Annotated in this window: 24 protein-coding genes; 8 read left to right on the top strand and 16 right to left on the bottom strand. The window is 64.8% G+C overall.

Annotated features, from left to right (window positions below; all coding sequences use genetic code 11):
- Window positions 1-20 precede the first annotated feature (20 nt).
- The 16 genes from ACNH6H_RS05920 to ACNH6H_RS05845 all read right to left on the bottom strand — a co-directional run bounded on the left by ACNH6H_RS05920 (window position 21) and on the right by ACNH6H_RS05845 (window position 16,209).
- The gene (locus ACNH6H_RS05920; RefSeq protein WP_418316436.1) at window positions 21-1,106 is read right to left on the bottom strand and encodes an acyltransferase family protein; all 1,086 of its coding nucleotides are present in this window, start codon (window positions 1,104-1,106) and stop codon (window positions 21-23) included.
- Window positions 1,103-2,305, bottom strand: coding sequence for a glycosyltransferase family 9 protein (locus tag ACNH6H_RS05915; RefSeq protein WP_418316434.1), 1,203 nt, complete (start codon window positions 2,303-2,305; stop codon window positions 1,103-1,105). Before ACNH6H_RS05915 ends, ACNH6H_RS05920 begins: the two co-directional genes overlap by 4 nt.
- Window positions 2,305-3,417: a glycoside hydrolase family 99-like domain-containing protein gene (locus ACNH6H_RS05910; RefSeq protein ID WP_418316432.1), complete on the bottom strand. Its 1,113-nt coding sequence runs from the start codon at window positions 3,415-3,417 to the stop codon at window positions 2,305-2,307. The genes ACNH6H_RS05915 and ACNH6H_RS05910 overlap by 1 nt, the downstream gene beginning before the upstream one ends.
- A gap of 15 nt (window positions 3,418-3,432) precedes the next feature.
- The gene (locus ACNH6H_RS05905) at window positions 3,433-4,431 is read right to left on the bottom strand and encodes a sialate O-acetylesterase (protein ID WP_418316430.1); all 999 of its coding nucleotides are present in this window, start codon (window positions 4,429-4,431) and stop codon (window positions 3,433-3,435) included.
- A gap of 14 nt (window positions 4,432-4,445) precedes the next feature.
- Complete coding sequence (locus ACNH6H_RS05900; protein WP_418316428.1) at window positions 4,446-5,648, bottom strand: glycosyltransferase; 1,203 nt, start codon at window positions 5,646-5,648, stop codon at window positions 4,446-4,448.
- Entirely contained in the window at window positions 5,645-6,322 is a 678-nt protein-coding gene (locus tag ACNH6H_RS05895; RefSeq protein WP_418316426.1) for a class I SAM-dependent methyltransferase, read from the bottom strand. Before ACNH6H_RS05895 ends, ACNH6H_RS05900 begins: the two co-directional genes overlap by 4 nt.
- A gap of 8 nt (window positions 6,323-6,330) precedes the next feature.
- Window positions 6,331-7,263, bottom strand: a complete 933-nt coding sequence (locus tag ACNH6H_RS05890; protein WP_418316424.1) for a glycosyltransferase — start codon at window positions 7,261-7,263, stop codon at window positions 6,331-6,333.
- A 2-nt stretch (window positions 7,264-7,265) separates the two neighbouring features.
- Window positions 7,266-8,372 carry a glycosyltransferase gene (locus ACNH6H_RS05885; RefSeq protein ID WP_418316422.1) on the bottom strand — a complete coding sequence of 369 codons (1,107 nt, stop codon included), beginning with the start codon at window positions 8,370-8,372 and terminating at the stop codon, window positions 7,266-7,268.
- A gap of 20 nt (window positions 8,373-8,392) precedes the next feature.
- Window positions 8,393-9,028 carry a DapH/DapD/GlmU-related protein gene (locus tag ACNH6H_RS05880; protein ID WP_418316421.1) on the bottom strand — a complete coding sequence of 212 codons (636 nt, stop codon included), beginning with the start codon at window positions 9,026-9,028 and terminating at the stop codon, window positions 8,393-8,395.
- Complete coding sequence (locus ACNH6H_RS05875; protein WP_418316419.1) at window positions 9,028-10,131, bottom strand: hypothetical protein; 1,104 nt, start codon at window positions 10,129-10,131, stop codon at window positions 9,028-9,030. Before ACNH6H_RS05875 ends, ACNH6H_RS05880 begins: the two co-directional genes overlap by 1 nt.
- A gap of 178 nt (window positions 10,132-10,309) precedes the next feature.
- Window positions 10,310-11,116: a glycosyltransferase gene (locus tag ACNH6H_RS05870; protein WP_418316417.1), complete on the bottom strand. Its 807-nt coding sequence runs from the start codon at window positions 11,114-11,116 to the stop codon at window positions 10,310-10,312.
- Between the two features lie 6 nt (window positions 11,117-11,122).
- On the bottom strand, window positions 11,123-11,860 hold the full coding sequence (locus ACNH6H_RS05865) for an FkbM family methyltransferase (protein ID WP_418316415.1): 738 nt from the start codon (window positions 11,858-11,860) through the stop codon (window positions 11,123-11,125).
- A 26-nt stretch (window positions 11,861-11,886) separates the two neighbouring features.
- Window positions 11,887-13,224, bottom strand: a complete 1,338-nt coding sequence (locus ACNH6H_RS05860) for an oligosaccharide flippase family protein (protein ID WP_418316413.1) — start codon at window positions 13,222-13,224, stop codon at window positions 11,887-11,889.
- Between the two features lie 49 nt (window positions 13,225-13,273).
- The gene (locus ACNH6H_RS05855; protein WP_418316411.1) at window positions 13,274-14,008 is read right to left on the bottom strand and encodes a class I SAM-dependent methyltransferase; all 735 of its coding nucleotides are present in this window, start codon (window positions 14,006-14,008) and stop codon (window positions 13,274-13,276) included.
- A 112-nt stretch (window positions 14,009-14,120) separates the two neighbouring features.
- On the bottom strand, window positions 14,121-15,251 hold the full coding sequence (gene gmd, locus ACNH6H_RS05850) for a GDP-mannose 4,6-dehydratase (protein WP_418316409.1): 1,131 nt from the start codon (window positions 15,249-15,251) through the stop codon (window positions 14,121-14,123).
- A gap of 109 nt (window positions 15,252-15,360) precedes the next feature.
- Window positions 15,361-16,209, bottom strand: a complete 849-nt coding sequence (locus ACNH6H_RS05845) for a DNA ligase (RefSeq protein WP_418316407.1) — start codon at window positions 16,207-16,209, stop codon at window positions 15,361-15,363.
- A gap of 105 nt (window positions 16,210-16,314) precedes the next feature.
- Between ACNH6H_RS05845 and ACNH6H_RS05840 the strand changes: the two genes are divergently transcribed.
- The 8 genes from ACNH6H_RS05840 to glnL all read left to right on the top strand — a co-directional run bounded on the left by ACNH6H_RS05840 (window position 16,315) and on the right by glnL (window position 24,611).
- Entirely contained in the window at window positions 16,315-17,127 is an 813-nt protein-coding gene (locus tag ACNH6H_RS05840; protein ID WP_418316405.1) for a TIGR00266 family protein, read from the top strand.
- Window positions 17,128-17,347: 220 nt separating this feature from the next.
- Window positions 17,348-18,433, top strand: a complete 1,086-nt coding sequence (locus ACNH6H_RS05835; protein WP_418316403.1) for a YncE family protein — start codon at window positions 17,348-17,350, stop codon at window positions 18,431-18,433.
- Entirely contained in the window at window positions 18,420-19,241 is an 822-nt protein-coding gene (locus ACNH6H_RS05830; protein WP_418316401.1) for a polysaccharide deacetylase family protein, read from the top strand. Before ACNH6H_RS05835 ends, ACNH6H_RS05830 begins: the two co-directional genes overlap by 14 nt.
- Before the next feature lie 28 nt (window positions 19,242-19,269).
- The gene (locus tag ACNH6H_RS05825; RefSeq protein ID WP_418321246.1) at window positions 19,270-20,259 is read left to right on the top strand and encodes a sterol desaturase family protein; all 990 of its coding nucleotides are present in this window, start codon (window positions 19,270-19,272) and stop codon (window positions 20,257-20,259) included.
- Between the two features lie 70 nt (window positions 20,260-20,329).
- Entirely contained in the window at window positions 20,330-21,172 is an 843-nt protein-coding gene (locus ACNH6H_RS05820) for a competence/damage-inducible protein A (RefSeq protein WP_418316399.1), read from the top strand.
- A 211-nt stretch (window positions 21,173-21,383) separates the two neighbouring features.
- Window positions 21,384-22,799, top strand: a complete 1,416-nt coding sequence (gene glnA / locus ACNH6H_RS05815) for a type I glutamate--ammonia ligase (protein WP_418316397.1) — start codon at window positions 21,384-21,386, stop codon at window positions 22,797-22,799.
- A gap of 163 nt (window positions 22,800-22,962) precedes the next feature.
- The gene (locus ACNH6H_RS05810) at window positions 22,963-23,493 is read left to right on the top strand and encodes a hypothetical protein (RefSeq protein ID WP_418316396.1); all 531 of its coding nucleotides are present in this window, start codon (window positions 22,963-22,965) and stop codon (window positions 23,491-23,493) included.
- Window positions 23,493-24,611 carry a nitrogen regulation protein NR(II) gene (gene glnL / locus ACNH6H_RS05805; RefSeq protein ID WP_418321245.1) on the top strand — a complete coding sequence of 373 codons (1,119 nt, stop codon included), beginning with the start codon at window positions 23,493-23,495 and terminating at the stop codon, window positions 24,609-24,611. The genes ACNH6H_RS05810 and glnL overlap by 1 nt, the downstream gene beginning before the upstream one ends.
- The last annotated feature ends 62 nt before the right edge of the window (window positions 24,612-24,673 follow it).

Here is a 24,673-nt window from a genome sequence, read left to right as displayed (position 1 = left end):
GATCGAAATGGTCGGCTCCGTTACAACGAGTGGCCCGCCGGACGCGGCGGGGCTGCGCGGCCGGCGGCGAACGGCGAGCGCCGCTGCAGCCCGACCGTCAATGGACGTTCGATCAGCCGGTGCATCGCAACGCTCGCGAGCGTCGCAGCCAGCAGCATCGTCGCGAACAACACGACTGGCGGCATCTGCAACGCCAGGCCGGCGATCAGGCGATGGACGATCGCGAATACCGGCACGTGGATCAGGTACAGCGCATACGACGCGTCGCCGATCCCGGCGAGCAGCGGGATTCGGCCGATCGGAACGCGGTGTTCGAGTGCCGCCAGCCCGGCGACGACGATCAGCGCAACCGCCCCCCAGGAAAAACTGCGGTCGAAGCCGGCGCCATACGGGTGCAACTGCAGGATCAGCGACCATGAATACAGACACGCGGCCACCGCCGCAGCGAGCAAAAGCCCGGTCGCGCGGCGGTTGCGGTAGCAGACCGCGGCGAGATAGCCGAACAGGAATTCCGCGACCAGCCCGGAATTGACGACCCAATCGACGCCCGGGTCGAGTGCAGGGCGGGCCAGCAGATAGATGATCGCGATCAATGCGGCGGTGCCGAGCAGCCGGTGGCGGTGCGTCAGGCACAACACGGCAGTCATGCACAAATAGAAATACATCTCGTAGTCGAGCGACCAGCCGACCGCGATGATCGGTCGGATGCCGCCTTCTTCGGTATGGACTGGAAAAAACAGCAGCGAGCGCAGCAGCCGCTCGATGTCGACGCTGCGCTGCGCACCGAGATTCATGTCGAGCGCGATTGCGGCAACCAGCGCCAGCGTGACGATCCAGTACAGCGGAACGATGCGGGCGATGCGCCGCCACAGAAAGCCCAGCGCACCACTGCGGCCCGCCGGCAACGATGCGGTGGCCAGCGCCATCACGAAGCCGCTGATGACAAAAAAGATGTCGACGCCGACCTTGCCGAGCGCAAAGGGAAACGCCGCCCAGCCATGGCCTGCGCTCGGCAGGAACGGCGCGAGGTGCGAAACGGCGACAAGCAGCGCGGCCACGCCGCGCAGCGCACGTATCGACTCGAATTCGGCGGTGGTGGAACTCATCGCGATGGATCACGCGGTTGCAGCGGGCGGTTGTCGGCCCGATCGGTGAGCGTCGTGGCGGCGTCGACGACGCTTGCCGTCGATACACCACGGATGCATTCCATCGTAGAGCATCCGGCAATCCGCCCGCACGGTGCACACGGTACCGGTTTCGACAGCACGATGCTGCGCTCGCCGGCACGCAGCCAGACTCGCAGATCATGGATGCCGGTCGCGATGCAGATGCGGGGCTTGTCGAAGCCGGCCGCCAGGTGGGCGGCAGCCGAATCGTGCGAAATCAACAGTGTGCAGTCAGCAATCGCCGCCACCAGTTCGCCCCAGCCGAGCTGGCCGGTCAGGTCGATCGCGCCCGGGCAGGCTTTGGCAATCGACCGGCCGAGTTCGACTTCCTGCTCACCGTGGCCAAGCAGCACGACAGTCGTTCCACTGCGGGCAAGTTCGGCTGTCACATCGGCCCATTGCGAAGCCGGCCAGCGGCGATGTGCGGCATGCGCGCCGACATGCAGCGCAACAAAGCCTTCGCTGATTCGCTCGCGGCTCGCAATTGCGCGCCAGGCCTGCCTGGCGGCGTCGGACAGCGCCGGCGCGGGCCGAAGCTGGGCGGCATCAACGGTCAGCCCGAGCGATTGCAGCAACCGGGCGTGCCGCTGCAGCATGTTGACCGGCAGGTCGGTGTCGTCGCTCACCGCGTCGTCGAGCAGCGGTCCGAACCCACCGCTGGTCCAGCCGACCAGCCGCGCAATGCCGCTGCGCCGGAGCAATGGAATGCTGTTCGGAAAATGCGGATGCAGGTCAATCGCCAGCTGGTAGTCGACCGCGCGAATCGCCGCCAGCGCGGCGGTTGAGGATGCACGGTGCCGCTGCCAGCGCCGCCACGGCGAGCGCTCCGCGCGGTTCAGATGCCAGTGTTCGACCTGATGGACCCAGTCGATGGCGGGGTGTGGCTCGACGACCTGCCGCGAGCCTGGATGAACCAGAAAGCCGAAACGGGCCTGCGGAAAATGCCGGCGCAGCGGTGCAATCACCGCGGTGGCCAGGATGGCGTCGCCGAGATGGGCCTGGTTGGCAAGAAGGATGCGGCGTACCGGTTGGTCGGCCGGAGGCCGCTCGCGGCGCCAGCTGCGCAGTGCCAGCAGGCCATCGACGATGCGCAACACCCGTTTCAGCGGGGCGCTGTAGCTGGCATAACGGACAGGCATCAGCGGCGCACCGCCAGCTCTGCAGTGGCGACGGTTTCCGCCGCCAGCGCGGCGCGGCAGTTTTCGACGAAACGCCGGTATTCGTGCAGCAGCGATTCCCCGTGGATGCTGTCGGGCTCGAGAAGGTTGCCTTCGGCCCACTCATTCCAGGATTTGACGAGCACGATGCGGGTTGTGCCATGCTGGCGCAGCAACTGCGCCTTCACCTGTTCGAGATGGCCACGGAAACTGGCCGGTGTCAGTCCATCGACGATCATCCCGTCGCGGCCGTGCCGCGGGGTGGTATCCCAGCCGGTGAAGACGGTGGGCAGAAATTGCTCGTCTGCGCTGGCGGGGATGGCATTGCGCAGCAGCGTGCTGAAATCGAAACGTGGCGGCAGGCTGGGCAGGCCGAGCCGGCGTGCAAGGCTCTGGCGCAAGAAGCCGGGGTTCCGCCATTTGTGCGCCTGCCAGAAACCGGCCGAACAGCTCCAGGCATCGAGCCCGGGCGGCGGGCGGTCTTGCTGCTGCAGCAGGTCGGCAGCAAAAAAAAGCCCCGGCAGCCCGTGCTCGGCTGCCAATGTGCGCCAGGTCGACAGGAACAACGGCAGATCGGGCAGCGCTTGGGGGCGGTAGATGAAGAAGAACGGTTTGCCGTCGACCCGGATGTAATGGTCCGACCTGAAGTGCGGCAGGCAATGGTGGAAATAGGCCTCGATATCGCGTCGCCCCGGATACGACTGCTTCATCAGCACGCGCTTGTTGCGCTTGTCGACCCAGTCGTGATTGGCCCAGGCCAGCGCATAGTCGCACTGCAGCCGCTGCTCGAGAACCATCTGCAGCGGCCGCTCCAGCAATTGCCGGCCTCCGCCGAACCAGTAGTTCCAGATCAGAAATCCGTCGATGCCGTGCGAACGGGCCAAGGCATGCTGGGCCTGGATGACTGCCGGATCGAGCAGGTCATAGCGGCCGAGCGGCGGCACCGGTTGCCGCACCCGGTGGCCCGGGTACCAGGCCTGGGCGCGCTCCATCGCGGTCCATTCGGTGAAGCCGCTGCCCCACCATTCGTCGTTTTCCGGAATCGGATGGAACTGCGGCAGATAAAACGCCAGCGAAAGCAGTCTCGACGTCATTACCGGCCTGGGCCGTCAGCGGCTGTTGGCAACGGCCGCCTTCAGTGCCTCGCGATAACGGCTGCCGTAGGTGCGCTGCGAAGCGGCATCGAGGTGGATCGAACCGTTCTCGAGCCCCTGCGTCAGGTTGCTGGTCAGGCCGCCGGTCGACGCGATTGCAGTCGTCGACACGGCGCCCGGCGTTTCATTGATCACGTTCAGGATCGCCTGCTGTGCGGCCGTTGGCGCGGGCGCGATCCAGTCGGGCGAAAACTGGCCGAGCACGAACGGAATGTCGTTCGGCACGACGCTGCCGCTGGCCAGCGCGGAACGCATCGACGAGATCATCGTGCGCAAGGCGCTGCGGTAACTCGCCTCCGGCATCTGGTTCAGCGCGTCGGTTTCACCCTGGCTCCACAGGATGCCGGCCAGGCAGTTGCCGGCCGGGTTCAGTGCCAACGCGGCCTTGGTGCGCTGCACCGCCTGTTCGTAGAGCGAATCGCCAGGGTTCCACGAGCCGCTCGAAAAGCCGGTTCCGCCCCAAGCTCCGGGCACCAGCAGCACGCTGCGGCTGGCTGGCAGATCGGCGATATACGCCTTGCCAAACGCAAGGCCGGGGCCGATCCGGCCGTTGTTGAACGGAATCTGCGGATGGTCCAGCGGTTCGGTCGCTTCGGCAATCGTGCCCCCGCGGGTCCATTGCCTGACCCGCGGATCGGGGTTGTCGAAGGCGGGCACCAGATAGGCGCCGTAACCAGCCATGTTTGACTGGCCTATCAGCAGCACGACGTCGTGTCCGGCGACGTTGCGCTTGGCAACGCAGTCGCGTGAGGTTGTCGCAGCAGGCGCGCTCGGGGTGCTTCCCTCCGGTATGGTGGTGCTGCCGCCGCCGCAGCCGGCAACTGAAGCCAGCAACGCCGATGCGCCAATCATCAGCGACAGACGGCGAGTACGGTTGGCTGTGCGCGACGCAGAGGCTGCCGCCGCTGCACTCGGGCCGCCGGCGAAACGGGCGGGCCTGTCCTCTGTGTTCATCGATTTCCTCTTGCTCACATCAATGACCGGTACATCGCCAGCGTGTCGTCGCGCATCTGCTCGACCGAAAATGTCGTCCGGACCCAGGCGCGCGCCGCTTCGCCGAACTGCCGGCGCAGCGCCGCATTGTCGACCAGTTGGTCGATCGCGTCGGCCAGCGCACGCTCGTCGCGCGGGGGCGTAACGAGACTGGTCTCTCGGTGCCGGTTCAGATAATTGACGCCGTTGTTCAATTCGCAGACGACGGTCGGCTTGCCATAGGCCATCGCCTCGGCGCTGGCGATGCCGAACGACTCCGACCGCTCGATCGACGGCAGGCAGAAGATATCGCAGCGGCGCAGCGCGGTGACCAGCGTCGGCAGGTCGACCTCGCCGAGGAAACGCACACGGTCACCGAGCCCGAGTTCGGCGGCCTCGCGCTTCAGCGCGCTGCCGAGCGGGCCGGTGCCGATCATCAGCAGCACTGCATCGCCGCGCAACATCGACATCGCACGGATCAGATGGCGGTAACCCTTGTACGGCACCTGCCGGCCCACGCTCAATGCGATCGGCCTGCCCTGCGCCCATTGGTCCAGCGAGGCCTCGACCTCCGGCACGCTGGCGGTCGAGTCGAGGCGGCCGAAATCGATGCCGATCGAGATCTCGACCAGCTTGTGCTCGACGTCGGCCACGTGCAATTGCGCCGAACTCTCGAAATGTTTCGGTGTGAAGATCACGACCCGATCAACCCGTCGCAGGGCCTTCTGCTGGATCCGCGAATACAGCTTGAACAACGCCGGCTTGCGCACGACGTCGCTGTGCCATGTCATCACGACCGGGGTGTCGATGTGCGAATCGAGCGCGGCGAGGTCGCCCCAGGGATTGGGCGCATGCACATGCAACAGGTTGGCGCGGCCTTCGTTGAACTCGCGCTTGACCACGCCGCGCAGGCTGGGGCTGACGGCGACCGATGCGACGGTGCCATACGACGGACAGGCCAGCAGCCGATATGGCGTCGGCTCGCGCGGCACCGGGCTGCGGGTCGGCAGTTCGCTCGCGACCAGCGTCGCATCGACCTGCGGCGTCAGCGAGCGCAGCAGCGTGTCGACATGGCTTTCGATGCCGGCGAACGGCGGTGGCACGAATTTGCCGATGTGCAGCGGCAGCAGCACGGTCGGCGCGGTTTCGCCGGGCGGATGGGAATTCGTCACGAGATCCTGGTCCTGGGGAAGCTTCACGTTCTGACCACCAGGAAATTGAAGGCGAAGGCAGTGAACTCGCGCGCCAGCCCGAGGCTCAGCAGGTCGAGCGTGCGGGAGCGGCGACCGGCGATGTCGCCGCGCCGCTTGACGACCGCCAGGCCGTGCGCGGCAAACAGGCGCTCGGCGCTGCGCCGGGTATAAAAACGAAGGTGGGTGCGGTCGAGGATGCCATCGTCGCGGTAACGGAAATCACCGTTGACCAGCAGTTCCTTCAAGACGCTGAAATGGCGCAGATTGGGCAACGCGATCAGCATCCGGCCTTCTGGCCGCAGCCATTGTTTGCATCGTTCGAGCACCTGCTCGGGCTGCGCCAGATGTTCGAGCACGTGGCTCAGCACGATCAGGTCAAATGTGGCCGTCTCGAAAGACACCGCTTCGGCATCGAGCACGTCGCCGACGATCATCTCGTCGACGCGACCGGCGTTGCGCGCCGCTGCCGCGGCCTGCGGCAGCTTTTCGACGCCGATGGTGTGGATGTTGTTGAATCGGCGCTTCAGTTCAGCCAGGTTGGCGCCGCCGCCGCAGCCGATCTCGAGCACGCGGCGTGGCGCGGGTTCGCCGGCCAGCAATTCGAGCAGGCCGTTGCGGGCCGCTTCGTAATAGTTGCTGAAGGCCTGCTGCTCGTCGAGCGCGCTGTGGGTGCCGGACATGGTCGACCTCAGCGCATCACGCCGCTGGAAACGCCGACCCACAACCACAGCCGGTCGCGCAGCCGGCGCCGGGCATGTGGCACGACCTTCAGGCAAAAGCGCAGCCGCGCGCGCAATCCGGCGATGTCGAGCAGCCGCGGCTCGAGCGTCGTCTTGCCGGCCGGCATCAGCGCGGCCAGCGATTCGAGCGTGTGGTGCTGCCAACGCACTTCGTCGAAATACCAGCCCGAGCGGATTCGCTGGATCCGGCGCATTCGCGGGATCAGCCCGATATTGGCGCCGAGCACGTTGTTGGCATGCTGGCGGTACAACATCATCGGCGTCGGATCGATGTGCCAGCGGAAGCCAGCGCGCCGAGCAAAGGCGTAGATGAACCAGTCGTGGTAGGCGAAAATGCGGTCACCATGGGTCGAGATTTCCTCGAGCACCGGTATCAGCTGCTCGACGAGGCGACGGCTCAACACGAACGAACATCCCGGCCCCGGGCTCTCGAAATAATGATCGTGGCGGTGTTGCGGCGAGGCCTTCGCAACCATCGAGCGGCGGCCGTCGGCGAACAACGCTTCGACGCTGGCCGAATAGCCGTCGACGAGCTTCCTGCGCATCAGCAGGCACGCGCGCGCCAGCTTGCCGGGCAGCCAGATATCGTCCTGATCGGCGAGGGCAACGTGATCGAAGCCGCTGATATCGACGGTTCGCAACAGCCGCGAAAAATTGGCTGCCGATGAGCCGCTCGGCGGGGCCGGCGGCAGCAGCACGATGTCGCTGCGCTGCGCCGCGAGCGATTCGATGTATTCGCGCGTTCCATCGTTCGAGCCGTCGTCAGCGACAAACAGCGTCCAGGCGACACCTTGCTGCGCAATGATCGACGCGACCTGCGCCTCAATCCAGGCGCGGCCGTTGTAGGTTGCCAGCAGGATGGCAATCCGGGGCAAATGCATTGTCATCTCCGTGCCAGTTTGGTCGCCGTCGGCAGCGTGGCCCGCGCGTCGTTGCCGAGGGCCTCATCATCGACCAGCAGGATGTTCAGCAATTCGGTCCAGCCGCGGGCAAATGGCTGGTCCGGATCGGCGTGCCGGGCCGTGCCGAAAGTAATGCGCCCTTCCGACAAGCCGAGCAGCAATTCGGCCAGCGCCGTTGCATCATGCGGATCAAAAAACGCAACGGCATCCGAATTGCCGATCGATTCACGGGCGTACGGCAAATCGGCGGCCACGATCGGCAGGCCGCGCTGTTTCGCTTCTGTGAGCGGCAGACCCCAGGTTTCGAGCAGCGAAGGAAACAGCAGTGCATCACTTCGGGCGTAGAGATCGACCATTGCCGATGGCGCCTGCAAACCGACGAATTCGATACTGTGCGAGCCGCCGTAGGTGTCGACCAGCGACCGCGCATATGACGACTCGGAGCCATCAATCGTCACTATGATGCGGCCAGTCCAGCGCGGCTCGCGATCGAGGATTGCCGCACACTGACCGAGTAGTTCGATGTTCTTGAAAATGCGCGGAAAACACGGAAAGACGAAACGCTGCGGCGGCACGCGACGAGCGGGAGCCACTGCACTGGCTTCGGGCGAGACGCTGACGGTCGGATGCGCGACGATCACTCGCTTCACGCCATAGCGCCGGACGAATTCCTCGCGCAGCCACTGCTGCTGCACGATGACGCCGCTATTGGCATGGATATTCAAGCGGTACAGACCGCCATAAAAAAGGCTGAACAGAAAAAAGCTGCGGTCAAGCAGGCGTCGGCGAAGAGGCAACGAAGAAAATGGTGCCGGATTGTGGCAATACACGTAGCGGCGTCGGGCCCGTACGCGGGGTGTCATGTCGTGCAGCGACAACCAGACGTCGGGCTGCAGGCGGCGCGAAATCTGTCCGAGTTCGACCCACTCACACCACATGCGGCGCAGCCATGAGCGCTTGGCCTGGGGGTAGACGATCTCCTCGATGCCGGGGACGTTCAGCAGGCCGGTGCGATGGACGATCACGCAGATGCGCCAGTGGGCGAAATCGCGCGCTGCCACGCCGACGACCTCGCGCAGGATCGTCAACGGCCCGCCCTCGGTGAAGTTCACGGCCGAGATGACGAGGCAAGGCCGGTGGCGACTGGTATCCAAATCTGTTTCTCGAAATCGAATCTGCGCACGACACGGGCTGGAACGCCCACTGCGATGCTATTGGCGGGAATGTCGCCGCGGACCACCGCGCCGGCGCCGATGACCGATCCGCTGCCGATTGTCACGCCGGAAAGAATCGACACATTTTCGCCGATCCAGACGCGGTCACCGATCTCTACCGGCCGACCGGTGACGATGCGTTCGGCCGGTGGCTGCTCTGGCGAGCTTGCCGTGCCGTGTTCGGTTCCGTAGATGCCGTGGTCGTGGTCGCTGATGAAGACCCGACTTGCGATCAGCACCTGGTTGCCAATGCTGACCTTGTTGATCGCGCCGATGTGGACGAAGTCGTTGATCTGCACGTCGTCGCCAAATTCGATGCAACCTGGCCCGCCGAGCGCGTCGAGCCGCGCCAGGTAGCCCGACACGAAGCGCTTGCCGAATCGGATCTTGGATTTGCCCCGCAGAAAGATCGGAAAGCGGATCAACCGACAGGGCCGGAAGAACAGTTTGGTCACCAACAGGCAGCCGGCGAGCCAGATCGACTGCGCAATGCCGTAGCGCGAACGGGGGTTGTCGATTCGCTCCTCCATCACATCTGCGCCGCCAGTTGCGGCGCACTTCGCCGCTGGGCCCGCGTCCGGCTTTTGCGCTTGCGCCGCTTGGGTCCAAGATGAGTGAGTGACGCCAGCGACAGAATGACCAGGCAGGTCGGCGCCGCGAAATACGGCAGCGCCCGTACCAACAGCAGCGCCAGCGCCAACCCGCCGAGAACGATGTGAACATGTCGCGCATGCGAGTGCGGCATCGTGCGGATCCGCATCGCTGCCCGCGCCAGCAGCCAGAGGAAAGGCAGCACCATAAAGCCGAGCTCGGCCGCGAGCTTGTTCAACAAGATGCCGCCGTCGCGCAGATTCAGACTTTCGAAGTCAGCGGTGACGGCGATCAGGATGTCGCGGGTCGGGCTCTGCGAATAGATCGCTTCGTTGATGCCCATGTTCCCAAGGCCAACGCCGAGACCGGAGCTGGATATGAGCGAGAGAGTTGCAAGTTCAACCCCTTGCACGATGACCAGCGGTGACAAGCTGAAATTTTCGTCGCCTGCGCGGGCGACGAATCCGAAGATCCGGTTGTTGATGTAGGTGGCGAGTTCGATGCCATTGATCACGATCAGGTCCGGCACGCTGTAGATCAGCACCAGCGCGGCGCTGACCACTAGCAGCACCTTCAGCATCGAAAACAAGGTGTGGCGTAGCGATTTCGAATCGAGCAGCAATTTCAGTGCGATGAAACCGCCGAGCACGCCGACCATCGAGAAGGTGAACTGGGTGGCGACGAACAGCAGCATGCAGGCCCACAGCAGAGGCCGGAACGCCGGCCGGGCAAACGCGATCAGCCACAGCGGCATCACGTAGAGCGCAAGGTGGCTGGGCTCGAGAAACAGGCCGGCTGCACGATTCGCCTCGACGCCGCGCAATGTCGAGAACAGGTCGAGGTCGAACAGCGCAAAGACCAGGAAGACAAGCGCCAACAGCACGCCGAAAAGAGCGGCGGCCGGTGTGATCAGACGGGTCAGTGGCGGCAGGCGGGCGCCGGTGGTCCATAGGGCGTACAGCAGCACCAGGGTCAGAACGAAAAGTGGCGATAACCGGGTGCCAGACAGCACGGCACCGACGGTGCCGAGCACCAGCAGCAATGCGAAGCCGAATCGAATCTTGGCCAGCGGCGGATCGGCACGGTTGGTCGCCGGATGGAGCAGGCAATAGACGACGGCAAATACGGCAAACATGCCGCTGGCGACCGGCATCAGCAGCGACATCACCTCGTCGGTCACGTAAAGCAGGACGAATAGGTAGGCACGCATCACTCAGTCGTCACTTCAGCCGCATCATCCTCAGCACCGTGAAGCCGGCCGCACGCAGCAGCAGCCAGCTGCTGAGAATCAATCCGTACCCGGCCTTGCGACGTGCGTGAAAATTCTCGAGGTGCGGCCGCCAGCGCTGGCGGCTCGTTCCGCCGTCCTCCATGAAGGCCAGGATCGACGGCAAGGTCCTCACCTCCAGCCCCTTGCGCTCGCGGAGCAGCAGTTCATAGTCGCCGGACGAACGGAATCCGGCATCATAGCCGCCAGCGGCGCGTAGCCAGTCGAGCCGGTGAGCCGCCATCACATGCGCAACCATCATGCGGGTGTGCAGGCGTTGACGGCGAAACGGTTCCCCAAGTAACGCCACCGGCATGCCGCCGCGGGTCAGTATATTGAAGCCAGCGATCAGCTGCGGAGCTGGCTGCATCGGATCCGTTGTATCGGTGATTGCTGCGCACATTGTGTCGAGCGAGCCGGGGGCGAGGTGGTCGTCACAGCCGATGAATGCGACGTAGCGGCCACTGCATAACGGCAGGGCCTTGTTCCAGGCATCGTAGATGCCTCGATCGGGTTCCGACAGCGCAGCGGCGACGACGCCGCGGGCGGCTTCGATGATCGTCCAGGTGCCGTCCGTCGATACCGCATCGATCATCAGCAGCTCGGTCTGTGGTTGCTGCTGCGCGGCATACGAGTCGATCAGTCGACGCAGCGTCTTTTCGCCGTTGCGCACTGCGCAGACGATCGACAACGCGACCGGGCCGCAGCCAGCTTCCCGGTTGTCGAAAAAGCGGCGCGGTTCGTGATCCGGCGACGCCATGGCCGATCAATTCGGCCGGTGCCGGGCGAACAGACCGTTGACCTGGAGCGTGCGACCACTCGTCGGGTCGACGAATTCAGGTTGCAGCAACCAGGTCGCGAAGCCGAGTCGTTCCATCCGGTGGATCACATCGAGCCAAAGATGCTGGCCTACATACAGTTCGGTCAGGCTCAGTTCGAGCATCACCAGGTCGAACCGGTCGAGGGAGGCCTCGGCGCCATCGAGCACGGCCCATTCGTAGCCCTGGGTATCGATCTTCAGCAGGCCACCGTGCCTCGGCAGCTCGTGCTGCTGAACCAGGATGTCGACCGTCGACTGGGCCACACTGAGTTTCTCGACATGCCGCGAGCCCGGCGCAGCATCGACACTGCTGCCGGTGACCGGCAGCACCGAACTGCTGACCGAGTTGGCCGCGACGTGAAACTCGACCGTTCCTGCCTCGGCGCCGAGTGCGCATGGTGCAGCGATCCGCCACTGCGGATGCTGCTGCGCGCGCTGCATCAGCTGTCGGTGTGCCATCGGCAGTGGCTCGACCGACAAGATCTGCCCGCCGAATCCGCTGTCGATCAGTTCCAGCCCGAACTGGCCTTCGTTGGCACCGACGTCGATGACGAATCCGATGCGGAAATGCTTTAACGCGGCCTGCAGCTGGGCCTCGCGAGAGGAACCGGGAATGTAGCTGTGGGCTTCGACGCCGACGCGGCGCAGCAATTTTTTCCCGAGCGACTTGAGTTGGGGCGACATGGAACAGTGAATGGATTGCAGTTTCTTTATGCCCCGGCGGTCGGAGCTGTCGGATCAGAAGCCGCCGCGGCGGTCCGTGTCCGCGATCGGGCAAACTGCCACAGGCGTGCGAAATACAGCGTCGTCAGCAAGGCAAATACCATCCTGCCGATTGCAAAGGCGCCGACGCCGATCGCGGAGAATACCAGCGCCGTCGACAGATTCAGGATGCCGCCAACAATGGCGATGATGCCAATCAGGCGCATTTCGCCGAGGCCAACGAGGATGTGATGGGTCGGCACACCGAACGAGAGCAGCGCGGCCGATGCGAACAGCCCGAGCACCAGCATGTGGTTTTCGCTGGCGAACTGCGGGCTGACCCAAACCGACAGGATTGCCGGCGAAGCGATTGCGACAAGCAGCGGCGGCAGCAGGCAGGCCGCCCCGCCGAGCAGTGACAGGCGCTTGAATTGCCGCAGCCGGTCGGCGTCGATCCGGGCTCCGCTGACGATCGGAATCACCGGTTGCCAGGCGGCGGCGATCACGACGTGGACAAACTGCGTCAGCTGCAGACACAGAGAATAACGGGCGAGGTCGGCCGCGCCCAGCAGTGCGCCGACCAGGATGCGGTCGGCGACCGAAAACAGGACGATTCCCAGGCCGTTGACCCACGCCCACTTGCCGAAATGAAAGATGCGGCTGAACTGGCCCCGATCAAACGTCGTCTTTGCGCAGAATCCGCGCAGTACGCTCGATGCCCAGGTGGCCTTCAGAACCGCCTTCAGCAGATTGACGCAAAGGCCCGCGGCCAACGCGTACACCGTGTCCTGGCTTTGCCATGCCGTCAATGCGACGGCAGTGGCCCAAAGCGGCCGCATCGACAGTTCGATCTTGCCGATTGCATCAAAACGTTGCGCGCCACGAAGCGCACCGGCGTAAACGGCGTCCAGTTCCTGGACGACCAGCAGCGCAACACCAAGCGTCAACGCCGCGCTGACCAACGCAGGGTCGCCCATTCGCGAAAAAGCGAGCCTGGCCAGCGCCGGTGCGGCCAGTCCGAGCACGACGATGAAAACGAGACCGCCCGCAAGCGCCACCGTCGATGCGGTACGGGTCACCGACAGCGCTGCAGCCCGGTTGCCTGCTCCGAGATCCTCGGCGACGTATTTGGTCGTCGCAAGCCCGACGCCGAGTGACGCAACGCTGCCGAAGCCGCTGATTGCGGTTGCCAGCGCCCACAGGCCGAAGCCGGCTGCGCCGAGCTGGTGCAGAAGAAACGGTGACAGCAGCAGCAGAATGGCTGGGCCGATCAACGCGTCGGAGACGGCCCAGCTGGCACGGGCGGCGTGCGAGCGCAGCAGCAACACGGCCGATGGCAATTTCATCGGCAGCGCGCTGCAGGTTTGAGAAGGTGGTCCTGAGCCACGCCTGGACTCAGGGCTTGACCGCAAAATAGCGGTAGCTGGCAAAAACACCACCGGCGGCATCATCGCGTTGCACCGAGATGAGTTGCATGCCGGTACGGCGGAGCAGTTCGACGACGCGTCCACGTCTGAATGTGTGCATCTCCATGACGCCGGCCCTTCCGTATTTGAGCCGACGTGCGAGGTTCAGCACGCGGTTGCCGGCCAGCCGATGGACGATGCCGTTCAGGCTGTTCAGGTGAGGATGCGACGGCGTCTGGAAGACGAGCGCGCCACCTGGCCGCAGGACGCGGCAGAACTCTGCAATCAACGCCCGCTGCGTGGCCTGCGGCGCATGCTGCAGGACAATGTTGCTGTAGACGAAATCAATACTTGCATCGCCAACCGAATGAAGGTCGTTGCCGTTTCCGCGGATAAAGCGGATGTTGGTGAAGCTCGCATGTTCGATGCGCGCCCGCGCAAGCATGGTTTCCGAGATGTCGACTGCGATCACCTGTGCGAAGGCTTTCGACAGCGCGCGACTCAGCCGGCCGACACCGCAGCCGTAGTCAAGGGCGATCCCTGGCGTGACCTCGATTCCGAGCTCAGACACGTCCCGTACCAACTGGCCGATCTCGTCGGTCCCGGTCTGGAAAAAAGCCGCGCTGTCCCATTTGCCGCCCTTCATCCGCGGGTCCGTCAGCACCGCCCAGAACGGGTCGTCGGCGGCCAGAGCCTCCCATTGCTTTCGGTAACGATTGGTCATCAGCTGCACCTGCACGAGACGGCCAGCCATTGCGGCCGCGACATTCGCGGCCCGGTGTCCAATAGGCAGTTGCCGCTGGGCGACGTTTGGCGTTCAGACCGCTGCAGCGCCGTCACTCATTGAAATCGTAAGCCCGGAACCCCGCCATCTTGACCAGGCTGTCGCGCCGCGCTGCCGTGTAATCGGCCTCGACCATTTCCTTGACCAGCTCCGGCAGCGTGATCTTCGGCTCCCAGCCGAGTTTCTGCTTGGCCTTGCTCGGGTCGCCGAGCAGCGTCTCGACCTCGGTTGGCCGGTAATAACGCGGATCGACGCGGACGATCACGTCGCCCGGCTTGCATTTGGCCTTCACTTCACCGTTGACCGGCCTGACCTTCTCGACCGTGCCGACTTCGGCTTCACCTTCGCCGCTGAAGACCAGCGAGATGCCGAGTTCCTTCGCGCTGAATTCGACAAACTGGCGGACGCTGTATTGCACGCCGGTCGCAATCACGAAATCTTCCGGCTGCTCCTGCTGCAGCATCAGCCACTGCATCTCGACGTAGTCCTTCGCGTGGCCCCAGTCGCGCAGCGCACTCATGTTGCCGAGGTACAGGCAGTCCTGCAGGCCGAGCGCGATCCGCGCGACTGCGCGGGTGATCTTGCGGGTCACGAAGGTTTCGCCGCGCAGCGGGCTCTCGTGGTTGAACAACACGCCGTTGCAGGCATACAGCCCGTAAGCCTCGCGGTAGTTGACGGTGATCCAGTAGCCGTACAGCTTGGCCACCGCATACGGGCTGCGCGGGTAGAACGGCGTCGTTTCCTTCTGCGGGATCTCCTGCACCAGGCCGTACAACTCGGAGGTGCTCGCCTGGTAGAAGCGCGTCTTCTTCTCGAGGCCGAGGATGCGGATCGCTTCGAGGATGCGCAGCGTGCCGATGCCGTCGGCATTGGCGGTGTACTCCGGCGTCTCGAAGCTGACAGCGACGTGGCTCATCGCCGCGAGGTTGTAGATCTCGTCCGGCTGCACCTGCTGGATGATGCGGATCAGGTTGGTCGAATCGGTCAGGTCGCCATAGTGCAGCGTGAAGCGCTGGTCGTTGACATGCGGATCCTGGTACAGGTGGTCGATGCGGTCGGTATTGAACAGCGACGAGCGCCGCTTGATGCCGTGCACCGAATAGCCTTTGCTCAGCAACAGTTCGCTGAGGTAGGCGCCGTCCTGGCCGGTGACGCCTGTGATGAGGGCGACTTTGTTGCTCATGGGACCGATTTCTGCAATGCGTGGGGAGGTGGCGACGGGCGCAGGCCGGTCGTTTGGTGGCCCGGCATGATACCGGAGCGGCTGCGGCGCCCGGCGCATTGCACCGGTGTCAGAAGGTCTCGTGCAGGCGGACAAAAGTCGCAAACCGCGGCAGGCCGGTGGCCGTCAGATCCCGATAGCGGTAGGTGACGACGCTGCCGAGCGCCGGCGGGTTGCGCCGTTGCTCGTCGCTGAAGCCGCTGCCGAGCCAGAACCTGCGGCCGTCGGGCGTCTGCAGTTGCAGTGCGCCAAACGAGCCGGCCAGCCTGCCGCGGCCCGGGCGATGCCCGATCACGACCGCCTCGCTGTCGAACTGCGGTTTCATCTTGACCAGCACGTCGCCGCGCCCGGTGCTGTAGGGCGCGTCCGCCAGATGCAGCATCAGGCCTTCGCCGCCGGCCGCGACGGTGCTGTCGAGCAGGCGCTGCAATGCCGCGCGGTCGGCCACCATCTGCTGCGGCACCCCCTGCAACTGGGGCCAGTTGGCTTCGCCGACGATCTGCTCGATCCGCCGCGCCCGGTCGGCAAAGCTGCCGCGGCCGCCGGGCTGCTCGAAGACCATGTAACGGACCTTCGCCCAGGCGGCGTCGTCGGCAACGCCACTGCGAACCAGTGCCGACAGCGCATCGAAGCGGCCGCGGCCCTGCCACAATTCGCCGTCGAGGGCGTGCGGCGGCAAGCGCTCGAGGAACCAGCGCGGGGCCGGCACGATGCGGCCGCTGCGAAAACGAAGTGTCTGGCCGTCCCAGACCGCGCGCACGCCATCGAGTTTTTCGCTGACCAGGTAGCGGCCCACGTCGATGTGCGGCCCGAACACATTCGCGAGCAGCAGCGGCGGCGGATCGGTGGCCGGCAGCGCGACCGTCGGCATCGGGACGGTCCACAGACAGGCCGCCAGCAACCAGGGCAGCAGGCGCATCGGCGGATGATTCGGAGCGGGATTGGTATGCATCACACCGAATCTGCGCCTGCTCAGGCTAGCATTCCATCCCCCATAGATGCGTAAAAGTGAGGAGATTTGCAGATGGCCATGGACGTTGTCGACTTCGAGATCAAGGGCTCGGAGATGCAGTTCGTCGAAGTCGAGCTCGATCCGCAGGAAGCCGCTGTCGGCGAAGCCGGCAGCATGATGTACATGGATGCGGGGGTCACGCTGGACACGGTGTTCGGCGATGGTTCGGCGAACCAGAAGGGCTTGTTCGGCAAACTGCTCGGCGCCGGCAAGCGGCTGATCACCGGTGAGTCGCTGTTCACGACGGTCTACACGAACCAGTCGTCGCAGAAGGCAAAAGTGGCGTTTGCCGCACCTTATCCGGGCAAGATCCTGCCGATGGACCTGGAGCAGCTCGGCGGCACGCTGATCTGCCAGAAGGACGCCTTCCTGTGCGCCGCCCGCGGCGTATCGCTGGGCATCTTCTTCCAGCAGAAGCTGTCGGTCGGCTTCTTCGGCGGTGAAGGTTTCATCATGCAGAGGCTCGATGGCAATGGCCTCGCCTTCGTCCACGCCGGCGGCACCGTGATGGAGCGCCAGCTGCGCGCTGGCGAAGTGCTGATGATCGACACCGGTTGCATCGTCGCATTCACGCCGGATGTCAATTTCGAAATCCAGTACGTCGGCAAGATCAAGACTGCGCTGTTCGGCGGCGAAGGGCTGTTTTTTGCGAAGGTCACCGGCCCCGGCAAGGTCTGGCTGCAAAGCCTGCCGTTCTCGCGGCTGGCCTCGCGGATCTTTGCTGCCGCACCGCAGCGTGGCGGCTCGCAGGGCGAGGGTTCGGTGCTCGGCGGATTCGGCGCCGGCGGCCTGCTCGGCGGCGTACTGGGCGGCGACGATGACTGATCAATTTGCCAGGGGAATCGTGGTTGCGTCGGGCAAACCCCTACACTAGCCGGTTTGCCCTGAAGGTTCCGTCTTGCGCGCGTCGTTTGTAAAGCTTGTTCAGCCGTTGCTGCAGTGCCGGGCTGGTCGTTCGACAAGCCGTCTGGCCTTGGTCGCCGCGGCCTGCGTATTCGGTGCGGCGGCGGTTGCGTCGCCGGTGGCGGATCCCGCATCGGCGCCGTTGCCAGTGCCAACGGCAGTGCCGGCCTCGAAGGCCGCCTCTGCCCCAGCGCCGCTGCGAGCCGCCTCGGCGCCATTGCCGCGGGCAAGCGCCGCGCCGGCGGCGTCCACGGCAGCGGCAACTGCGTCGGTTGCGGCCTCGGCATCGGCTTCGGCCGCACGTTCGCCCGGCCGGCCGATCTTTGTGCTGAATTCTCTCGACGCCAGCATCAGCGTCGTCGATCCGACCAGCTTTGCCGAGGTCAAGCGCGTCCCGACCGGCAAGGAGCCGCATCACCTGTATCTGACGCCTGACGAACGTTCGCTGATCGTCGCCAATGCGATGGGCGATTCGCTGACCTTCATCGATCCGGTCACCGCGGCGGTGCAGCGCGTCGTGACCGGCATCATCGACCCCTATCACCTGCGTTTTTCGCCGGACATGAAATGGTTTGTCACCGCGGCAAACCGGCTCGACCATGTCGATATCTATCATTGGGATGGCGCTGGCGCGCCGTCGCCGCTCAAACTGGCGGCTCGCATCCCCACCGGCAAGACGCCGAGCCATCTGATGATCGACCGCAAGAGCAGCGTCGTCTACGCGACGATGCAGGACAGTGACGAACTGGTTGCCATCGACCTGGCGACCCAGAAACTGCGCTGGAAGATCGGCATCGGCAAGATGCCGGCCGATGTCTTTCTGACGCCGGACGACAAGTTGCTGTTCGTCGGACTGACCGGCGACCGGTTTGTCGAGGTCTACGACGTCAGCCTGCCGTCGCCGAAGCTGGTCAAGCGCATCGAGACCGGCGACGGTGCGCACGCCTTCAGGGCCGCTGGCGACCAGAAACATGTCTACGTCAGCAACCGCGTTGCCAATACGATCAGCAAGATCGACTTCACCAGCCTGGCAGTCGTCGACACCTACCCGGCCCCCGGTGGGCCGGACTGCATGGACGTGCTGGCTGACGGCCGCACGCTGCTGGTGACGTCGCGCTGGGCACGCAAGCTGACCTTCATCGATACCGCCACCCGCCGTGTCACGCGGCAGGTCAGCGTCGGCCGCTCGCCGCATGGCGTCTGGACACTCGATCATGCGCCGCGCTGAACTGAAAATCGGTCGCCGGCTGCTGGCGGCACTGGCCTGCTGGGTCGGGGTCTCGGCCTCGGCCGCGACCGCCGGCGCAAGCAGCGCATCGTGCACCGGAGCGGCTGGCGAGAAGCCGGTCTATCTGACCTTCGATACCGGCCACATGGAGATTGCGCCGCTGGTCGCCGAGGTGTTGCAACGGCACCGTCTGAAGGCCACCTTCTTCCTCGCCAACGAGCGCACCCGCACCGGTGGCGCAAGCCTCGACGACCAGTGGGCGCCGTGGTGGCGCGCGCGCGCCGCCGAAGGCCATCTGTTCGGATCGCACACCTTCGACCATGCGGTATGGGCCGGCGATACCAAAGGTGGCTTCAAGGTCAGGCCGACCGCCGGCCCCGAGGCCGGCCGGACGCTGCGCTGGACAGCGGCCGACTATTGCGAATCGCTGCAGCAGTCGGCAACGCGCTTCGAGGACATGACCGGCAAGAAGATGGCGCCGATCTTCCGCGCGGCCGGCGGCAAGACATCGTCGGCCTTGCTTGCGGCGGCGAAATCCTGCGGCTGGGAACATGTGCCCTGGACCGACGCGGGTTTTCTCGGCGATGAATTGCCGAGCGACAAGTATCCGAACAAGATGCTGCTGAACCGCGCGCTGCGCAATATCCGCAGTGGCGAGATCCTGCTGGCCCACCTCGGCATCTGGTCGCGCGAGGAGGTCTGGGCGCCGGCCGTGCTCGAGCCGCTGATCGTCGGTCTGCGCGAGCGCGGGTTCTGCTTTGCCACCTTGCGCGACCATCCGCGCTACAGCGACTGGCTGAAGCGCTGATCAAAGGATTGTTCTGTTGGTCGACGAGATCCTGAACCGCTTCGCCAACGGCTTCGCAGCCGCGCAGCAGTGGTTGTTCGAATCGCTGGTCCAGCCGGTGCTGTTCGGCCTCGGCCAGGGCAACCTGCTGGAGGACGGCTTCGAGGCGACCGGCTGGCTGCTGGTCGGGCTGCTGCAACTGCTGCTGATGGTCGTCGTCTTCGGCAGCCTGCAGCGGCTGCGCCCGGTCGAGCCGGTGACCGACCGCCATGCAGTGCGCATCGACATCGTCTATACGCTGATCCATCGCCTCGGCCTGTTCCGGGTGGCACTGTTCTTCTCCATCGATCCGCTGTGGGACATGTTGTTCGGCCGCCTGAGCGTTGCCGGTTGGAGCGGCTTCCAGCTCGATGCGGCGATGGCGCCGTGGCTGCCCGGCGTCACCGACACGGCCTGGTTTGCGTTTGCCGTCTACCTGGTGGTTTTCGATTTCGTCGACTACTGGCTGCACCGCGGCCAGCATGGCCTGCGCTGGTGGTGGGCACTGCATTCGCTGCACCACAGCCAGCGCCAGATGACGATGTGGAGCGACAACCGCAACCACCTGCTCGACGACCTGCTGCGCGACGCCGCCTTCGTGCTGCTGGCGCGGCTGATCGGCGTCGCCCCGGGGCAATTCATCGCGCTGGTTGCGTTGACGCAGCTGATCGAGAGCTTCTCGCATGCCAATGCGCGGATCAGCTTCGGCCTGATCGGCGAGCGGCTGCTCGTCAGCCCGCGCTTCCATCGCTTCCACCACAGCATTGGTGCCGGGCACGAATCCCACGGTGCCGGCAGCCTCGGCGGCCACAATTTTGCGGTGCTGTTCCCGATCTGGGATGTGCTGTTCAGGACTGCCGATTTCGGCCCGCGCTACGAGCCAACCGGCATCCGTGACCAGCTGCCCGAATCCGGCGGCCGCGACTACGGGCGCGGATTCTGGTCGCAGCAGTGGCGCGGCCTGGTGCGGCTGGTCGGCGCCGACCGGGCCGCCGCCTGAGCAGGCGGCCGCGACGCCGCTGGCTTATCCTCGGCCGTCTTGCAGCGCGTGATCGCGACGGAAACACTCCATGCACATCGGCCTGATCATCATTGGTGACGAGATCCTCTCCGGCAAACGTGCCGACAAGCATTTCCCGAAGGTCGTTGAACTGCTGCAGGCGCGCAACCTGTCTTTGTCGTGGGCGCGTTATGCCGGCGACGACCGGCACCGCATCACTGCCGATCTGCGCGATGCCTTTGCGGCCGCGCGCGACGGCGCGGTCATCTTTTCCTGTGGCGGGATCGGCGCAACGCCGGACGACCATACCCGCCAGTGCGCTGCCGCTGCACTGGATCGCCAGCTGGTGCTGCACCCGCAGGCCCGTGAACTGATCATCGAGCGGATGCGCGAGGTCGCCGCCGAGCAGGGCAAGCCGTTCGAGGCCGAGCGGCCGGACAACCTGCACCGGCTCAACATGGGCGTATTTCCGGAAGGCGCCGAGATCATCCCGAACCCCTACAACCGGATCCCGGGGTTTGCGATCCGTTTTGCTGCCGCAGCGCCGGACCAGCCGCTTGGTGGCGGTGTCTTTTTTCTGCCGGGATTTCCGGTGATGGCGTGGCCGATGATCGAATGGGTGCTCGACCACCACTATGCGGCAGCCGCGGGCGGACCACGATCGATCGAGAAATCGGTGATCGTCTTCGGCGCGATGGAGGCGGCATTGACGCCGTTGATGGAGGCGATCGAATTGCAGTACGCCGGCATCAAGGTGTTCAGCCTGCCCAGTGTCGACCACCCGCAGTGGGGGCGCCACATCGAGATGGGCGTCAAGGGCACGGCGCAGCCGTTGCTGGAACAGGCATTCGGCGCACTGTTGCAGGGCTTGCGCCTGCATGGCGCAGAATTGGGTCCTGAATTGGTGCGCTGACGCATTGTTGCACCAAAATGGTGTATTTGCACATGATTGGTGCGGAGGTGATCCGCCGGTCGCACCTGGGCCGGGCGAGTCGGCCGGGCACGCTTTCTGCTATTCATCCGGTACTGCAAATCGGGGCAGCCCGCCAACACATGGGCTGCCCGGCTGAAGTGTTCGACCCTTTTAATTACCAACCCCAAGAAGCATCCGCTAGGAGAAATTGATGGCCAAGACCGTTGCCGACGTGATGAAGATGGTGAAGGAAAACGAGATCAAGTTCGTTGATTTCCGTTTTACCGACACCCGCGGCAAGGAGCAGCACGTGAGCGTGCCCGTTTCTGCATTCGATGAAGACAAGTTCACCTCCGGTCATGCCTTCGATGGCTCGTCGATCGCCGGTTGGAAAGGCATCGAAGCCTCTGACATGCAGTTGATGCCCGATCCGAACACCGCGAACATCGACCCGTTCTACGAAGAGCCGACACTGATCCTGACCTGCGACGTCGTCGACCCGGCCGACGGCAAGCCCTACGAACGCGATCCGCGTTCGCTGGCGAAGCGCGCCGAGGCCTACATGAAGGCGTCCGGCCTTGGCGATGTCGCCTATTTCGGCCCGGAGCCCGAATTCTTCGTCTTCGACAACGTGCGCTGGCAGGTCGACATGTCCGGCTGCTTCGTCAAGATCGAATCCGAAGAGGCGGCCTGGAATACCGGCAAGGACTACGAGCACGGCAATTCCGGCTTCCGTCCGGGCGTCAAGGGCGGCTATTTCCCGGTTCCGCCGGTCGACAGCGGCCAGGACCTGCGCTCGGAAATGTGCCTGGTGCTCGAGTCGCTCGGCATCCCGGTCGAGGTCCATCACCACGAGGTCGCGAACGCCGGCCAGATGGAGATCGGCACCAGGTTCAGCAGCCTGGTGCAGCGCGCCGACTGGGTCCAGCTGCAAAAGTATGTGATCCACAACGTCGCCCACTCCTACGGCAAGACCGCGACCTTCATGCCGAAGCCGATCGTCGGCGACAACGGCAGCGGCATGCACGTGCACCAGTCGGTCTGGAAGGACGGCAAGAACCTGTTCGCCGGTGACGGTTATGCCGGCCTGTCGGAGTTCGCGCTGTTCTACATCGGCGGCATCATCAAGCACGCCCGGGCGCTGAATGCGATCACCAACCCGGGCACCAACAGCTACAAGCGGCTGGTGCCGGGCTTCGAGGCGCCGGTCAAGCTGGCCTACTCGGCGAAAAACCGCTCGGCATCGATCCGCATCCCGTACGTCGCGAACCCGAAGGGCCGCCGCGTCGAGGCGCGTTTCCCGGATCCGCTGATGAACCCCTACCTCGGCTTCGCCGCGTTGCTGATGGCTGGCCTCGACGGTGTCGAGAACAAGATCCATCCGGGCGAGGCGGCGACCAAGGACCTGTACCACCTGCCGCCGGAAGAGGACGCGAAGATCCCGACCGTCTGCTCGAGCCTCGAGCAGGCGCTCGAATACCTCGACAAGGGTCGCTCGTTCCTGACCAAGGGTGGCGTTTTCACCGACACCTACCTCGATGCCTACATCGACCTGAAGATGCAGGAGGTCCAGCGCTTCCGGATGACCACCCATCCGTGCGAATTCGACATGTACTACATGCTGTAACAGGCTGCGGCCTGCCAAGAGGGACGGCGCTCGCCGTCCCTTTTTTTTGCCCTGGCATCGCAGGCCCGATCAGCGACAATCCGCGTGGAACATCCGCTGATGGCGGTCGTCAAAAGGAAGCATGGAACGGGGGTATTCGATGGTTTGCTGGTCTGGCTTGGGCATGTCGATGGTGCGCGGCGGCTTGTGGGCTGCCTTCGCCTTCGGTGTCGTGGCTTCGGCCCAGGCCCAGCAGGTGCGCAACGTCGTCTACCGCTGCCCCGGCAACCCGGTGCTGTATACCGATGCGATCTCCGAGAAGGAGGCGAAGGAGCGTGGCTGCCGGACGATCGAAGGCGCGCCGATCACGATCATCCAGACGACGCCGCCGACGCGCCGCGCAGCGACACCGGTGCCATCGACCGCCAGCCCGTCGGCGACCAGCCGGCCGGAGCCGAGTGCACGCGTCGAGCCGAGCGAGCAGCGCGCCCGCGATACCGACCGGCGCGCCATCCTTGCCGCCGAACTGCGCCGCGACGAGCAGGTGCTCGCCGAGATGCAACGCGAATACAACAATGGCGAGCCCGAGCGCCAAGGCAACGAACGCAACTACCAGAAGTACCTCGACCGGGTCGCCGAGATGAAGATGGCGATCGCCCGCAAGGAAAATGACATCGCTGCGTTGAAGCGCGAGCTGGCAAAGCTGCCGCAGTGATTCGCGAGTCGATTGCGGTGCTGCGTTCGCCATTCACCCGTCACGCGGATGCGCCGCTGAGCGCGGCTTATGCCGCATTCGACCAGCTGGCGACGATGGTTGCCGTCGCCAGCCCGCAAGGCCGCTGCATCTTCGCGAACTCCGCATTCGAGCAGGTGATCGGTCTGTCGCGCCGCAGCGTGCAGAACGCCAACCTGTTCGACTGGTTTGCCGACGCGGCGCAGATGCGCGACACCGTCGCCGCGGTCGCCGGCAACCGGTTTTCGACCAGCCGCCTGGAAGCCCATTTGCGGCTGCCGCAGCCATCCCATCCCGACCAGATTCCGGTTCACGTGATCGTCAACCAGATCGACGACTCGCCAAATGTCGTGGTCGAGATCGTCGAGCTGCAGCAGCAGACCCGCCAGGACCGCGAGGAACGCTCGCTCGACCAGTTGCAGGCGAACAAGGAGCTGATCCGCAACCTCGCTCACGAGATCAAGAATCCGCTCGGCGGCATTCGCGGCGCCGCGCAGCTGCTCGAGATGGAGGTGCAATCGAAGGAGCTGACCGAGTTCACGCAGGTCATCATCAACGAGGCCGACCGGCTGCAGGCGCTGGTCGACCGTCTGCTGGCGCCGCACCGCAAGGTGCAGGTGGTCAGCGACGTCAACATCCATGAAGTCTGCGAGCGGGTGCGCTCGCTGATCCTGGCCGAATTTCCGCGCGGCCTCGACTTCCAGCGCGATTACGACATCTCGATCCCCGATTTCCGCGGCGATCGCGAGCAGCTGATCCAGGCGGTGCTGAACATCGCCCACAACGCGACGCATGCGCTGCGCGGCCAGATCGACGCCGGCAGCGCGCGCATCACGGTGCGTACCCGGATCGCCCGCCAGATCACGATCGGCAAGCAGCGCCACCGCTTGGCACTGGAATTGCATATCGAGGACAACGGGCCGGGTGTGCCGGACGAGATTCGCGATCGCATCTTTTATCCGCTGGTGTCGGGACGCGACGGAGGATCGGGCCTGGGGTTGACCCTGGCGCAGACCTTCGTCGGCCAACACCAGGGCATGATCGAGTGCGAAAGCGAACCAGGCAGGACAATTTTCAGGATCGTCATTCCATTGCCTTAGGCCGGCTCGAGCACCGGGCCGGGCCGGTGCGGTGGGAGACGGCAGGACCATTTCAATTGGGC

Source organism: Pseudideonella sakaiensis (assembly GCF_048320135.1).
Classification (GTDB): Bacteria; Pseudomonadota; Gammaproteobacteria; order Burkholderiales; family Burkholderiaceae_C; genus Ideonella_A; species Ideonella_A sakaiensis_A.
Note: the sequence above shows the minus strand (reverse complement) of the source record. Positions and strands in the feature narration are given on the sequence as shown.

Coding starts and splice junctions, on each gene's coding strand:
- ACNH6H_RS05915 (WP_418316434.1), bottom strand. CDS start 2,305: ATGCCTGTCCGTTATGCCAGCTACAGCGCCCCGCTGAAACGGGTGTTG.
- ACNH6H_RS05905 (WP_418316430.1), bottom strand. CDS start 4,431: ATGAACACAGAGGACAGGCCCGCCCGTTTCGCCGGCGGCCCGAGTGCA.
- ACNH6H_RS05840 (WP_418316405.1), top strand. CDS start 16,315: ATGGCCATGGACGTTGTCGACTTCGAGATCAAGGGCTCGGAGATGCAG.
- glnA (WP_418316397.1), top strand. CDS start 21,384: ATGGCCAAGACCGTTGCCGACGTGATGAAGATGGTGAAGGAAAACGAG.
- ACNH6H_RS05820 (WP_418316399.1), top strand. CDS start 20,330: ATGCACATCGGCCTGATCATCATTGGTGACGAGATCCTCTCCGGCAAA.
- gmd (WP_418316409.1), bottom strand. CDS start 15,251: ATGAGCAACAAAGTCGCCCTCATCACAGGCGTCACCGGCCAGGACGGC.
- ACNH6H_RS05810 (WP_418316396.1), top strand. CDS start 22,963: ATGTCGATGGTGCGCGGCGGCTTGTGGGCTGCCTTCGCCTTCGGTGTC.
- ACNH6H_RS05890 (WP_418316424.1), bottom strand. CDS start 7,263: ATGCATTTGCCCCGGATTGCCATCCTGCTGGCAACCTACAACGGCCGC.
- ACNH6H_RS05855 (WP_418316411.1), bottom strand. CDS start 14,008: ATGACCAATCGTTACCGAAAGCAATGGGAGGCTCTGGCCGCCGACGAC.
- ACNH6H_RS05860 (WP_418316413.1), bottom strand. CDS start 13,224: ATGAAATTGCCATCGGCCGTGTTGCTGCTGCGCTCGCACGCCGCCCGT.
- ACNH6H_RS05830 (WP_418316401.1), top strand. CDS start 18,420: ATGCGCCGCGCTGAACTGAAAATCGGTCGCCGGCTGCTGGCGGCACTG.
- ACNH6H_RS05845 (WP_418316407.1), bottom strand. CDS start 16,209: ATGCGCCTGCTGCCCTGGTTGCTGGCGGCCTGTCTGTGGACCGTCCCG.
- ACNH6H_RS05865 (WP_418316415.1), bottom strand. CDS start 11,860: ATGTCGCCCCAACTCAAGTCGCTCGGGAAAAAATTGCTGCGCCGCGTC.
- ACNH6H_RS05910 (WP_418316432.1), bottom strand. CDS start 3,417: ATGACGTCGAGACTGCTTTCGCTGGCGTTTTATCTGCCGCAGTTCCAT.
- ACNH6H_RS05895 (WP_418316426.1), bottom strand. CDS start 6,322: ATGTCCGGCACCCACAGCGCGCTCGACGAGCAGCAGGCCTTCAGCAAC.
- ACNH6H_RS05920 (WP_418316436.1), bottom strand. CDS start 1,106: ATGAGTTCCACCACCGCCGAATTCGAGTCGATACGTGCGCTGCGCGGC.
- ACNH6H_RS05870 (WP_418316417.1), bottom strand. CDS start 11,116: ATGGCGTCGCCGGATCACGAACCGCGCCGCTTTTTCGACAACCGGGAA.
- ACNH6H_RS05880 (WP_418316421.1), bottom strand. CDS start 9,028: ATGGAGGAGCGAATCGACAACCCCCGTTCGCGCTACGGCATTGCGCAG.